This window comes from Streptococcus oralis subsp. dentisani (assembly GCF_002096335.1).
Classification (GTDB): Bacteria; Bacillota; Bacilli; order Lactobacillales; family Streptococcaceae; genus Streptococcus; species Streptococcus oralis_Z.
The window spans coordinates 1-13,809 of the sequence record NZ_NCUW01000028.1 but is presented as its reverse complement, the minus strand read 5'-3'; the positions used below and the strand labels follow the sequence as shown (position 1 = coordinate 13,809).

General features: G+C 42.9%; 11 protein-coding genes and 2 pseudogenes. 7 read left to right on the top strand and 6 right to left on the bottom strand.

The annotated features are described in order from the left end of the window. Position 1: 1 nt before the first annotated feature. The 4 genes and pseudogenes from accD to B7709_RS10350 all read left to right on the top strand — a co-directional run bounded on the left by accD (position 2) and on the right by B7709_RS10350 (position 2,714). Positions 2-868 (top strand): acetyl-CoA carboxylase, carboxyltransferase subunit beta, encoded by an 867-nt coding sequence (gene accD / locus B7709_RS03750; RefSeq protein ID WP_084971781.1) that lies wholly within the window; start codon positions 2-4, stop codon positions 866-868. Beyond that, positions 865-1,632 carry an acetyl-CoA carboxylase carboxyl transferase subunit alpha gene (locus tag B7709_RS03745; RefSeq protein ID WP_084971779.1) on the top strand — a complete coding sequence of 256 codons (768 nt, stop codon included), beginning with the start codon at positions 865-867 and terminating at the stop codon, positions 1,630-1,632. The genes accD and B7709_RS03745 overlap by 4 nt, the downstream gene beginning before the upstream one ends. 155 nt (positions 1,633-1,787) lie before the next feature. Then, a pseudogene (gene briC, locus B7709_RS03740) lies at positions 1,788-1,970 on the top strand (biofilm-regulating peptide BriC); the annotation flags it as partial. Between the two features lie 21 nt (positions 1,971-1,991). Then, a pseudogene (locus tag B7709_RS10350) lies at positions 1,992-2,714 on the top strand (lysostaphin resistance A-like protein). A gap of 49 nt (positions 2,715-2,763) precedes the next feature. Here B7709_RS10350 and nusB read toward each other — a convergent pair. The 6 genes from nusB to gatC form a co-directional block, all read right to left on the bottom strand. Continuing rightward, positions 2,764-3,186, bottom strand: a complete 423-nt coding sequence (gene nusB, locus B7709_RS03725; RefSeq protein WP_084971775.1) for a transcription antitermination factor NusB — start codon at positions 3,184-3,186, stop codon at positions 2,764-2,766. Further along, positions 3,179-3,568, bottom strand: coding sequence for an Asp23/Gls24 family envelope stress response protein (locus B7709_RS03720; RefSeq protein ID WP_084971773.1), 390 nt, complete (start codon positions 3,566-3,568; stop codon positions 3,179-3,181). Before B7709_RS03720 ends, nusB begins: the two co-directional genes overlap by 8 nt. 21 nt (positions 3,569-3,589) lie before the next feature. Next, positions 3,590-4,150, bottom strand: coding sequence for an elongation factor P (efp, locus tag B7709_RS03715; protein WP_000568642.1), 561 nt, complete (start codon positions 4,148-4,150; stop codon positions 3,590-3,592). 128 nt (positions 4,151-4,278) lie between these two features. Next, positions 4,279-5,721: an Asp-tRNA(Asn)/Glu-tRNA(Gln) amidotransferase subunit GatB gene (gene gatB / locus B7709_RS03710; RefSeq protein ID WP_084971771.1), complete on the bottom strand. Its 1,443-nt coding sequence runs from the start codon at positions 5,719-5,721 to the stop codon at positions 4,279-4,281. After that, on the bottom strand, positions 5,721-7,187 hold the full coding sequence (gene gatA / locus B7709_RS03705) for an Asp-tRNA(Asn)/Glu-tRNA(Gln) amidotransferase subunit GatA (RefSeq protein ID WP_084971769.1): 1,467 nt from the start codon (positions 7,185-7,187) through the stop codon (positions 5,721-5,723). Before gatA ends, gatB begins: the two co-directional genes overlap by 1 nt. Further along, a complete protein-coding gene (gene gatC, locus B7709_RS03700) occupies positions 7,187-7,489 on the bottom strand; it encodes an Asp-tRNA(Asn)/Glu-tRNA(Gln) amidotransferase subunit GatC (protein WP_084971767.1) in 303 nt (100 codons plus the stop codon). Before gatC ends, gatA begins: the two co-directional genes overlap by 1 nt. A gap of 164 nt (positions 7,490-7,653) precedes the next feature. Between gatC and B7709_RS03695 the strand changes: the two genes are divergently transcribed. The 3 genes from B7709_RS03695 to B7709_RS10085 all read left to right on the top strand — a co-directional run. Next, positions 7,654-8,346, top strand: coding sequence for a YwaF family protein (locus B7709_RS03695; protein WP_084971765.1), 693 nt, complete (start codon positions 7,654-7,656; stop codon positions 8,344-8,346). 140 nt (positions 8,347-8,486) lie between these two features. After that, complete coding sequence (locus B7709_RS03690) at positions 8,487-10,031, top strand: peptide chain release factor 3 (RefSeq protein ID WP_084971763.1); 1,545 nt, start codon at positions 8,487-8,489, stop codon at positions 10,029-10,031. Positions 10,032-10,609: 578 nt separating this feature from the next. Further along, the coding region (locus tag B7709_RS10085) for an accessory Sec-dependent serine-rich glycoprotein adhesin (RefSeq protein ID WP_162279154.1) at positions 10,610-13,809 on the top strand (3,200 nt) is incomplete at its 3' end.

Here is a 13,809-nt window from a genome sequence, read left to right as displayed (position 1 = left end):
TATGGCTCTATTTAGTAAAAAGGATAAGTATATTCGGATCAATCCTAACCGTTCCGTAAGGCAGAAACCACAAGCCAAGCCTGAGGTTCCTGATGAACTCTTTTCCAAGTGTCCTGGATGTAAACATATCATCTACCAAAAGGATCTTGGGAGTGAACGAATTTGTCCCCATTGTAGCTATACTTTCCGTATTTCAGCTCAGGAACGCTTGGATTTGACAATTGATTCTGACAGCTTTGTGGAGATGTTTACGGGTATTGAAACTCAAGATCCATTAAACTTTCCTGGCTACCAGAAAAAACTTGCAACAATGCGTGAAAAGACAGGTTTGGATGAAGCAGTACTAACTGGTACAGCTAGCATCAAGGGACAAAAAGTTGCCCTTGGAATCATGGATTCTAACTTTATCATGGCTTCTATGGGAACCGTTGTGGGTGAAAAAATCACGCGCTTGTTTGAGTATGCAACGGTAGAAAACTTGCCAGTCGTACTCTTCACAGCTTCTGGTGGAGCCCGCATGCAAGAAGGAATCATGAGCTTGATGCAGATGGCTAAGATTTCTGCAGCAGTTCAACGTCATTCCAAGGCAGGACTTTTTTACCTGACTATTTTGACGGATCCGACAACAGGCGGAGTGACAGCTTCTTTTGCTATGGAAGGTGACATTATCCTAGCAGAGCCCCAGAGTTTAGTTGGTTTTGCTGGGCGTCGTGTTATCGAAAATACAGTTCGTGAGACCTTGCCAGATGACTTCCAAAAGGCAGAATTTTTGCTTGAACATGGATTTGTTGATGCAATTGTCAAACGGAGAGAATTACCTGAAACAATTGCTAAATTAGTGAGATTGCATGGAGGAAGTCGCGGATGAATATTGCAAAAATAGTCAGAGAGGCACGTGAGCAGAGTCGCTTGACTGCACTTGATTTCGCCAATGGAATCTTCGATGAGTTTATCGAATTGCATGGAGATCGCTCTTTCCGCGATGATGGTGCGGTTATTGGTGGAATTGGCTGGTTAGGTGACCAAGCAGTAACTGTCGTCGGTATCCAAAAGGGGAAGAGTCTTCATGACAACCTCAAACGGAATTTCGGCCAACCACATCCAGAAGGCTATCGTAAGGCTCTTCGCCTGATGAAACAGGCAGAAAAGTTTGGTCGTCCAGTTGTGACCTTTATCAATACGGCGGGTGCTTACCCTGGTGTAGGAGCCGAGGAACGTGGGCAAGGGGAAGCAATCGCTCGAAACCTGATGGAAATGAGTGACCTCAAGGTTCCAATCATCGCGATTATTATCGGTGAAGGAGGGTCTGGAGGTGCATTGGCACTAGCCGTAGCTGACCGTGTCTGGATGTTAGAGAACTCAATCTATGCCGTACTTAGCCCTGAAGGCTTTGCCTCTATCCTTTGGAAGGATGGGAGCCGTGCCATGGAAGCAGCAGAGTTAATGAAAATCACTTCACATGAACTCCTAGAAATGGGAATCGTAGATAAGGTAATCTCAGAGGTAGGCCTCTCCAGTAAAGAACTGCAAGCTCGTGTTAAAAATGAATTGCGTGCAGAACTAGATAGGTTGCAAGAACTACCACTTGACCAACTTATTGAAGAACGTTACCAACGCTTTAGAAAATACTAAGAATGACTAAATGAGACTAGAAAGGTCTCATTTTTTATGGAAAAATGCAATTCAGGACGAAAAATTGATAGTTGAGGAGATGGACTATAAAATAGATAAAAAAGATGTATACTGCAGATGTGAGCCTACAACAATATTTTAAGAAGGTACTTAATATGACAGGTACAGAAACATTTACAGTTCTTTCGTCAGAAGACTTAGACCAAGTTTCAGATGGTCTTGCTGTTTGGGAAGATGGTTATGGTAGGCGGTTATATTATAGAGAATTTGCACCCTATATGGGGCAAGGGGCACTTAATTCTTATGGGGAAGCTTGGAAGTATGGCTTTCGAACAGGAGAATCTTTCAAAAAAAGTACGATGAGAAACACAAAGAAACTAAGACAATTTGGAATATTTTTGCTTATTATTTTACTATCTACCTATTTACCACAAACAATTGGATTGTATGCGGCAATCATTTTAGGGTTAGGCGCTGATGTCTATTCTCTTATTTTGACAATAGGATTAGTAGGAAGTTTCCTTTTATTAATTTGGTGGTTAAAAAAGCAAAAGATGCTCTTTATCTTTGAGAAAAAGAGCTGGAACTGGTCAACTATCTTTTACTTGTTTGCATGTTATGTGGTTCATCAGATTCTAGGTAATTTTTGGGCACGCTTTGCTCATTTGATTAATGCTAGGAATATTCATGATGTCTATTTTGCGGTGATTCTTTCAAATGGACAACCAACTTTTTTATCTACAGTTCTTAGTTTTATCTTAACAGTCGTTATTGGTCCTATTTTGTAAGAGACGTTTGATCGTGGGTATTTTATGAACACCTTCTTTCCTAAGTCAAAGTATTATTTAGATGTCATCTTATCAGGTCTTATTTTTGGGCTCAGCCATTTGATACTATCTCACCGAGACCCAATTAGTTTATTATATTATAGTTTGATTGGTCTCTTTTTCGCTCTTGTCTATCGTTCTACAGACAATCTTCGATTGACCATTCTCTGCCATAGTTTTTTCAACTTTCTCAACCATGCAAAACCTATCTGGATTTTTGTTTATAATTATATCTATTACCACTTTTTTAGATAGTGGGTAGCAAAGAAAAAAGTGTTTGATATTTGTCAAACACTTTTTCTAATTACTGTTCTTCTGTTACAAACTGGCTGAGCAGTCCATTGATAAAACGGGCAGATTTTTGATCTGAGAAGTCCTTTGCAAGCTCGATAGCTTCATTAACAGCAACCAACTGTGGGGTGTCAAATGAAGTGATTTCAAAGACTCCCAAGCGAAGGAGGTTTCTCTCCACGAGTGTTAAACGCTCGATGGTCCAACCTGCTTTTAAATGCTGTGTGATTTGCTTGTCTAGTTCTTCCTTTTTAGTTTGAACACCAGAAACGAGCTCTGTCAAAAAGGCTGGAAGTTGCACATCCGTATCTTCACGATCGTGTGTGTAGGCGAAACGACAAGCAGTTTCGACGTCTGTATCAAACTCAAGACTCATAAGAGCTTGAAAGGCACACTTACGGAGCTCACGTCTAGATTCTAATAGTGGACTAGTCATTGAGGAAGTCCTCATCAAACAAGTCTTTCAAGTCTGGTTTTGGTGTTTTATCTGGAACGATACCTGCAACGTGGATATTGATAGCAGCGAGTTCTACATCAGCCATATTGCGGACTGCATCTTTGACAGCTTTTTGGATAGCAACAGCTACCTTAGGAACTTTTACTCCGTACTCAAGGTAGAGGTAGATATCTGCTGTGAGTTCTTCGTCCACGTTTTTAAGATAAACGCCGCGGCCGAGCGAAAGTTTTGAAAGGGTATCAGATACTGATTTGTTTGAAAAAGAGTGAACACCCTCTACTTTTGCTGTAGCAATAGCAATGATTTTTTCAAGTACACGTGGGGCGATAACGATTTCGCCAAGTTGTTCTTTAATTCCCATAGAATGACCTCTTTCTAGAGATTAGGCACGAGAAACGTAAGTTCCTTCTGCGGTGTTGATGACGAGTTTTTGTCCTGCTTCGATGAAGTCTGGCACGTTTACGACAAGTCCAGTTTCCATCGTTGCTGGTTTACCAGAACCTGTAACAGTAGCACCTTTGATAGATGGTTGAGTTTCTGCAACTGTCAATTCGACAGTAGTAGGAACGGTAACACCGATCACTTCAGTTCCGTAGAATTGGATCTTCACTTCTGAGTTTTCAAGGATGTAAAGCAATTCGTTTTCAACGTTGACTACAGGGATTTCGTATTGGTCGTAAGTTTCTGTATTCATGAAGTAAGCTGTGTCATCCATTTTGTACAAGTATTGAGCTGGGACAGTCTCGATGATAGCTTGTTCAAATTTTTCCTCTGGACGGTAGCTTGTGTCAAATGTAGAACCAGTACGGACATCACGCAATTTCATACGCATGATCGTGTTTCCTTTACCTGGTTTGTGGTGACTAGCTTCCAAAACGCGGATCAATTTACCGTCAGCTGTTTCAAAGGTCATACCAGCTTTTAATTTACTTGCTTCAATCATGTTTTTACCTCTTTAATAAATATTATTACTCTTCATTTTACCATAAAATACTCTGGAAATAAAGCCAAAATAGTTATTGGGAGCTGGTAGAGAAGAAAAAACCAACCTTAGGGCTGGTTTTGTTCTGTCTAGTCTTCTTTCAACTTGGCCAATTCCTGTGCAAGTAGTTTAAGGGCAACTTGTGGGTTGGCTTGTCCTTTGGTTGCTTTCATAAGGAATCCTGTGAAGGCCTTGTCTGCGTTTCGTTTGCCTGACTTGAAGTCTGCAACAGCAGCTTCGTTATCGGCAAAAACTTGGTGGATGATTGGAATCAAGATAGCTGGATCTGAGATTTGCACCAAGCCTGCTTTTTCCACGTATTCACGCGCGCCACCGCCATTTTTAGCCAGGTGGACAAAGACTTTCTTGGCAATCTTAGAAGAGATCGTGCCGTCCTCGATGATGGCAATCATTTCTACCAAGTTTTCTGGTGTTAACTCGATTTGTTCCAGTGTTTTGCCTTCGGCGTTCAAGAATTGAGCGACTTCACCTTGGAGCCAGTTTGAGACTTGCTTGGCATCGCCACCGAGGGCCACAGCTTTCTCAAAGAAGTCAGAAGTGATTTTGTTTGTCGTCAACTGGCTGGCGTCGTAGTCTGACAAGCCAAGGTCGGCAACATAGCGCGCACGTCTTTCTTTTGGAAACTCTGGTAACTCTGTACGCATCTCCTCAATCCACTCGTCTGAGATTTCAAAAAGTGGTAGGTCTGGTTCTGGGAAGTAGCGGTAGTCTGCAGCACCTTCCTTAACACGCATGAGGATGGTTGCTTTGTTCGCTTCATCATAACGGCGTGTTTCTTGGCGAATTTGACCACCTGAGCGAAGGATTTCAGCCTGACGTTGGACTTCGTATTCAAGACCCTTGCGGACGTTTGAGAAGGAGTTGAGGTTTTTCAACTCAGTTTTGGTACCGAATTTCTCTTGACCATAAGGACGAAGCGAGATGTTGGCATCCACGCGCATAGAACCTTCTTCCATCTTAACGTCAGAAATGCCAGCGTACTGGATGACTTCCTTGAGGGCTGTCAGATAAGCGTAGGCTTCCTCTGGAGAACGCATGTCCGCTTCAGATACAATCTCAATCAAAGGAACCCCTTGGCGGTTGAGGTCAACATAAGAGTAGCCATCTGTACCGTGGGTGTTTTTACCAGCGTCTTCTTCTAGGTGAGCACGCTCGATACCGATTTTCTTAGTTGTACCGTCTTCTAGCTCGACTTCAATCCAGCCGTTATAACCGATTGGCTCATCAAATTGAGAGATTTGGTAGGCTTTGGGATTGTCGGGATAGAAGTAGTTCTTGCGGTCAAAGTGCATCTTTTTGTGGATGTCCATGTTAAGAGCAAGAGCTGCCTTGATACCGGCATCAACAACACCTTTATTGAGAACTGGCAGTACTCCTGGGAAAGACCAGTCAATCACGTTGGTGTTGGCGTTTTGGTCATTTCCAAAGTGGGCAGAAGTAGGTGAGAAGATTTTTGAATTGGTGTTGAGCTCTACGTGGACTTCAAGTCCAATGACTGTTTCAAAGTTCATTAGTTGTCACCTCCAAAAATCACGGGTTGTTGTTTGTGGTAGTCTGTTGTTGCTTCAAAGGCAGCAGCAGCTTGGTAAATGGTTTCTTCTGAGTATTTAGGACCAATCAATTGTAGACCGACTGGTAGTCCTTGAGCAAATCCAGCAGGAATCGAAATTCCTGGGAGACCCGCTAAGTTGACAGGAATGGTCAAAAGGTCAGCTAAGTACATGGCAACTGGGTCGTGGTTGAGCGAGTCCAAGTCATAGGCAACACTAGGAGCAGTTGGTCCCAAAATCAAGTCGTAATCCGCAAAGACTTTTTCGAAATCTTGAATGATGAGGGTACGGACTTGTCCAGCCTTCTTGTAGTAGGCGTCGTAGTAACCTGATGAAAGGCTGAAAGTACCCAGCATGATACGGCGTTTCACCTCTTCACCGAAACCTTGGCTACGGCTGTTTACATAGATTTCATCAAGGTTGCTTGCATCTTCTGCGCGGTAGCCGTAACGGATACCGTCAAAGCGTTGCAAGTTTGATGAAGCTTCTGATGAAGCGATAATGTAGTAAACTGCGACACCGTATTTTGAGTGGGGAAGGCTGACTTCTTCAATGATAGCACCAAGTTTTTCAAAGTGTTTGGCTGCGTTCAGAATGGTTTCTTTAACTTCTGGGTCAATTCCTTCACCGAGGTATTCCTTAGGCAAAGCGATTTTCATGCCCTTGATGTCTTGACCAATTTTTGAAGTAAAGTCGGCAATGCGGACAGGAGCAGAAGTAGAGTCTTTAGCATCTTCGCTGGCAATCGCGTTGAGCAAGAGGGCATTTTCCTTAACAGTTGGTGCGAAAGGTCCAATCTGGTCTAGCGAGCTACCAAAGGCAATGAGACCGAAACGTGAAACTGTTCCGTAGGTAGGTTTGAGACCAACGATCCCGTTGAAGGCAGCAGGTTGGCGGATGGAACCACCAGTATCAGAACCAAGTGACAAGCGGACTTGGCCTGAAGCTACAGCTGCAGCAGAACCACTTGATGAACCACCAGGAACCTTGGTCTGGTCCCAAGCATTTTTAGTCGCTCCGTAGTGGGAAGTTTCACCTGATCCCCCCATGGCAAATTCGTCCATGTTGGTTTTTCCGACAACAATCATACCCTTAGATTTTGCATTGGTGACAGCTGTCGCATCAAAGATAGGCTCGTAGTTGTAGAGCATTTTAGAGGCTGCAGTTGTGAGAATACCGTCAGTAGAGATGTTATCCTTAACAGCCAGCGGAATTCCTGAAAGGACATTGTCCGCGTCAATTCCTGCTTCATCAATGGCCTTAGCTTGAGCAAGAGCTTGCTCCTCAGCGATGGTGACAAAAGCGTTGATAGCTGTCTCGCGAGACTTAATATCTTCAAGTGTAGCTTGGGTCAATTCAGTTGCTGAAATCTCCTTAGAGACAAGGAGATTGTGCAACTCTTCAATAGTTTTATGATTAAAAGTCATTAGGCATCTCCTCCATCGTCTAGGATAGCTGGTACCTTGATATAGTAGTTTTCTTTTTCAGGTACGTTTTTAAACAAGCGATCACGGTCTGTTCCTTCTTCGGCCACATCAGGGCGGAGTACAGTCTTGCGGTCAGCCATGGTCGTAGTAGGTGCGACACCAGTTGTGTCGACTTCGCCTAGCAACTCAACCATATCTACAATCTTAGACAGGGTGGTCGCAAAGGCAGCAGTTTCTTCTTCAGAGAATGTTAATTTTGAAAGATTGGCAACGTGCGTTACCTCTTCTTGCGTAATTTTCATCTTGCATCCTTTCGTGAAATGATGATTTTTAGTCTGTTCTATTTTACCATATTTTCCTATAAATAAGGGAGCCAAACTGAAAAGAAATGGAAATTGAAAAATCGCTTTTAATTCGCTATAATGGTAAAACTAGAGAATAAAAAAATAAGAGTTAGGATAGAAACATGTTCCATCAATTTATCACCAGAACTCAGACGGTCCCTCCTCCCATTCCGCTTTTTTGGTATGGGGTTATGATGCTTCTTTTAGTGCTTTGTATTTATGGGGCGTTTGCTTATCACAAGAATCCACGCTTTGTCTACTTGTTTAAGGGGATTCAGATCCTCCAGTTATTAGTACTTTATAGTTGGTATGTTGGTTTTGGCATTCCCTTTTCTAATAGCCTTCCTTTTTATCATTGCCGTTTGGCGATGTTTGCGGTGGTTTTCTTGCCAGATAAATGGCGGAGCAAGCAATATTTTGCCCTCTTAGGAGCTAGTGGAGCGGTCTTTGCCCTGGTTTACCCTGTTTTTGACCCCTATGACTTCCCCCATATCACCAGTTTTTCGTTTTTGATTGGGCACTATGCTCTTTTGGTCAACTCCTTGGTCTACTTGATGAATCACTATGACAAGAACTTGCTCAAGAAATATATGATTGTAGCCTATACCTTTATCCTCAATCTCTTTCTAGTTGGGGTTAATCAGGTGACGGGTGGAAATTATGGCCTCTTAAGAGACACACCATTCATCTCGAATGCTCCTCTATGGATAAAGTACCTCCTTGTGTCGGTTATTCTTTCTCTTGCCTTGCTTCTCTTTGATGAAGTATTTAAGAAACGGTGGAAAAAGAGAAATCAAGCGCAATCTGTGCTCTAGCTTGCCTTTTCATCGAATGAGCAATTGAAAAACTCCCTAAAATCCGCTATAATAGGTAAGTTGAAAGGATTGGAATGTTCCGATGTAAAAATATAAAATATAGCAATCACTATTATCCTAAAATAAAAGAAAGAGAAGATATGACTATTCAAGAAGAAATTAAGAAACGCCGTACCTTTGCCATCATCTCCCACCCGGACGCGGGGAAAACAACCATCACTGAGCAGTTGCTCTACTTTGGGGGCGAGATTCGTGAGGCTGGTACTGTAAAAGGGAAGAAAACAGGGACTTTTGCCAAGTCTGACTGGATGGATATCGAGAAACAACGTGGGATTTCGGTCACTTCATCTGTTATGCAATTTGACTACGACGGTAAACGCGTCAACATCCTCGACACACCAGGGCACGAGGACTTTTCAGAAGATACCTATCGTACCTTGATGGCGGTGGATGCTGCGGTCATGGTAGTTGACTCTGCCAAGGGTATTGAGGCCCAAACCAAGAAATTGTTTGAAGTTGTCAAGCACCGTGGCATTCCCGTCTTTACCTTTATGAATAAGTTGGACCGTGACGGTCGTGAGCCACTGGACCTCTTGCAAGAATTGGAAGAAGTCTTGGGCATTGCTAGTTACCCTATGAATTGGCCAATCGGGATGGGGAAAGCCTTTGAAGGGCTCTATGACCTCTATAACCAACGCTTGGAACTCTATAAAGGAGATGAGCGTTTTGCCAGTCTAGAAGATGGTGAAAAACTCTTTGCTAGCAACCCATTCTACGAGCAAGTCAAAGATGATATTGAACTTCTAAATGAAGCAGGAAATGAGTTTTCAGAGGAAGCTATTCTGGCTGGAGAATTGACACCTGTCTTCTTTGGATCAGCTCTTACTAACTTTGGTGTGCAGACCTTCCTTGAGACCTTCCTCAAGTTTGCGCCAGAACCTCATGGACACAAGAAAACAGACGGAGAAATTGTTGATCCTTATGACAAGGACTTCTCAGGATTTGTCTTTAAAATCCAAGCCAACATGGACCCTCGACACCGTGACCGCATCGCCTTTGTCCGTATCGTTTCGGGTGAATTTGAGCGTGGGATGAGTGTTAACCTGCCTCGTACTGGGAAGAGTGCCAAACTGTCTAATGTGACTCAGTTTATGGCGGAAAGTCGTGAAAATGTAACCAATGCTGTGGCAGGTGATATTATCGGAGTTTACGATACAGGTACTTATCAAGTTGGTGATACCTTGACAGTTGGAAAAAACAAGTTTGAATTTGAACCACTACCAACCTTTACCCCTGAGATTTTCATGAAAGTTTCTGCTAAGAACGTCATGAAGCAAAAATCCTTCCACAAGGGAATTGAGCAGTTGGTACAAGAGGGAGCCATTCAGCTTTATACTAACTACCAAACAGGCGAATACATGCTAGGCGCTGTAGGTCAACTTCAGTTTGAAGTCTTCAAGCACCGTATGGAAAATGAATACAATGCGGAAGTGGTCATGATCCCGATGGGTAAAAAGACGGTTCGCTGGATTAAGCCAGAGGATCTAGACGAACGCATGTCATCTAGCCGCAATATCTTGGCCAAAGACCGCTTCGACCAACCTGTTTTCCTCTTCGAAAATGACTTTGCCCTCCGCTGGTTTGCGGACAAGTACCCAGACGTGGAGTTGGAGGAGAAGATGTGATTCAGTAAATCTACTTGATTGCATAGCAATCTAAGTAGACTACGGCAAGTCCTATTAGACTTGCCTAACTGCCTCACTAACTGAGTTTTACAAATGAAATCGATTTGTAAAACTCAGTGTCGTAATCTAACAATCGGTAACGGGTAGTGAGAGGCCTAGCAACCTGCCTTACTAACTACGTTTGGTAAATGAAATCAATTTGCCAAACTCCGTGTTGTAGTATCATAATCGTTCTAGCAAGAAAACCCTACGGATCCAGGCCATTCGTGGGATTTTTTGTTGTAACGAAGATAAATTAGTGAAAACAATTTAATTCAATAGGCTTTGCAGTCACTTCTTCTGGGATGATTTCGTTGTTCTATTGTTCCAAAATGATATTTCTCCTCAGTTTGGAGTTGGAATTTCCTATCTTCTAGAAAATGTCGTTTAGGTTATGTTGTCAGAGGGAAAGTTACTTGCTTCTTAATTTTTCTATTTGTCCCAATCAGAGATATTGAATTGTCGGTGTATTTAGGATATAATATAGAGATAAAAATTTATAGTAAGAAGAATTTCTTTTTTAGTTTAGGAGAGTGAGCATGTTTTTTAGACGCCAACGAGGTGAATATAGAGAGACCGACCGCATCACAAGGTATAAATTAATCAAGTCAGGGAAACATTGGTTGCGGGCCTCAACTTCCCTATTTGGTCTGTTTAAAGTTATGCGTGGGGGTGTTGATGCTACGCAGGTAAAAACAGAATTAGTAGAAGATCAGGCAAGTCAAAAATTGACTGCCTTAGATTTGTTGAAAGGTGTAGCAGCAACTGGAACCATTTTGGGAGGTTTTGCGGCCACTCAGACAAGAGTCTACGCTAATGATACTGTTGCAGTTGAAAAGACGGTGGAATCAAAGGATATCTTGGCTACAAGAAATACAGTGGTTCTAGGTGAGACATCAACTAGTGACTCAGAAACTTCTGCTAGCTTGTCAACTTCTGTAAGTGAAAGCACTTCGCTGTCAGAATCTGTGTCTAATAGTTCGTCAGCCAGTGCCTCGGTTAGCACTTCTACTAGTCTTTCGGTCAGCATTTCCAATAGTACGTCATTCAGCGAGTCTGTCAGTACTTCTGCTAGTGCCAGTCAATCAATAAGTGGATCGAATGTTTCTGTAGTGTCAAGTCTGTCTGTTGAACAGAGTGGATCGACAACAGCAATTGACCAGCAACCTTCTACTTCAAAAGAAGCAAAGAACCTTGAAATTGACTCAGCTGAATTAAAAATAACTGAAATTACTGGTAAGAATAGTGTTAGTGGAGTTCAATCAACTTCTGTCACAACTAGCTTAATTGAAGCTGCTGCGGTTGCACTAGCATCTTCAGAAGTCACTGCTAAACAACAAGAAGAAAACCGTAGGAAGTTGACCAATCTTTCAGCTGAAATAGGTGACTATCTAGCAAAAGCGGTTGATTTACCAAATACGGATTCAGCTCTTGCTAAGGCCAATGCTGCAGTAACAGAAATTGAAAAAGCCCTCGCTGATCCAACTAGTGATTTAACAACAGTAGTGCAAAAAGCTACTTCAGCGCGTAATTCGATTGTCAATGCTGTGTTGGCGGCTAATTCTGGTGTGCGTGATGCACGAAATGGGGCAGAAATTGCTAGAGGGGCACACTCACGTGCAGCCTCTAAACCACCTACGATTTCTATGCCATCCACTATCACAATTTATAATGATGAATCAGTTAATTACCAGATAAGGCTGAATGATGATAAAGGGATGGATAAAATCACGGCTTCCCCATCCAATGCTATTATTACAGGCTTAAATGCACCGAACTATCCAGCTACTAAGAAAAGGGGATATGGGGATCTATATACCTATGATAGGTGGGGAAATCAAACAGGGGCCCAAAGGACATACACTATTAACATAATGGGGACGGTGGGTCGTGAAAACGGTACTTGGAAACCCTATAAACCTGGTACCTATGTTCTGGAGTACACAGTAACAGATATTCATGGCCTGACTGCGACAGCACGTACGAATGTCCATATCAAAGGCTTCAACGAACGCCACAACCCAGTTAGTGGGGATACTGTTATTGTTAAGAATCCCTCTTCTTTGACTAAAAGTGAACGCGATCAAGTACTTGAAAAATTTAAGGAAAAAAACCAGTCGCTTTTATCTGGTAGTGATTTTACGAAAGATGGCGTAACCGGAACGATTTCGGTAGCTGAAAATGGGAATATTACCATTACCTACCGTGATAATACTACAACTGTTATCCCAGCTAATGTGGATGCTGTTCCAGTTCCGAGTGCAACGGTAACTCGTAACGGTCAAACTCTAACACCTGTAAACGGCAACTATGTTGTGTACGCAGGAGATGATATTCAAATTAATTTCACTGCTACAGATAATAGCGGGCAATTATCAGAATTTAAGATTGTTTCAAATGAAGATGCAAATGGTTCAGCCCTTAAAAATAATTTCTTTGAAGATAATAAATATGGGACGGGAACTGTAGAGCATTTAACGGGGAATATCACAGCGACTACTGCTAGTCCAGCTCGCATTACAGTAAGAGCTCATTTGAATGATAATCTAGAGTACGATAAAAATGGTAGAAATAGTTGGCAACGTAATGCAGTAGCAACGGATAAGGCTGGGAATAAAAATAGTGCAGGAAATGCTTCGCCAGGTAATGTCCGTATTGTGCAAGGTAGGCTGACAGATATTATGGAAGGGGTAGCACCGACTGAAACCTTCCAAGTAGAGAATGTTTCTGAATTAAAACCTCAAGAAAAAACTCGTATATTGACGGCTGTTGAGAAACTAAACAATAAGCAGGAAAAACGTATTGATTCCTTTACTATTAGTAACAATGGAACAGTTACCATTATCTATAAAGATAAGACTACGGATACGTTCACTGTAAAACTTTCTGATAGTGAATATAAGAGTAGTAGTACTTCAACTAGTCTAAGTCAAAGACAATCAACAAGTGCTTCAGTTTCAGCAAGTACGTCAGCGAGCGTATCTGCTTCAACGAGTGCCTCAGTAAGTGCTTCAACAAGCGCGTCCAAGTCAGCCTCAACAAGTGCCTCAGCAAGTGCAAGTACATCGGCGAGTGCATCTGCTTCAACAAGTGCTTCAGTTTCAGCAAGTACATCGGCAAGTGAGTCCGCTTCAACAAGTGCTTCAGTTTCAGCTAGCACGTCAGCGAGCGCATCTGCCTCAACAAGTGCCTCAGCAAGCGCAAGTACATCGGCGAGCGTATCCGCTTCGACAAGTGCTTCAGCAAGTGCAAGCACATCAGCGAGCGTATCTGCTTCAACGAGTGCTTCAGTTTCAGCAAGTACGTCAGCGAGCGTATCTGCTTCGACCAGTGCCTCAGCATCAGCAAGTACATCAGCGAGTGCGTCTGCCTCAACCAGTGCTTCAGCATCAGCAAGTACATCAGCGAGCGTATCTGCTTCAACGAGTGCTTCAGTATCAGCAAGTACATCAGCGAGCGCATCTGCCTCAACCAGTGCCTCAGTAAGTGCTAGCACGTCAGCGAGTGCGTCTGCTTCAACGAGTGCCTCAGTAAGTGCAAGTACATCAGCGAGCGCATCTGCCTCAACCAGTGCCTCAGTAAGTGCTAGCACGTCAGCGAGCGTATCTGCTTCAACGAGTGCTTCAGTAAGTGCAAGCACATCTGCAAGTGCATCCGCTTCAACAAGTGCTTCAGTTTCAGCAAGTACGTCAGCGAGCGTATCCGCCTCAACGAGTGCCTCAGTAAGTGCCAGTACGTC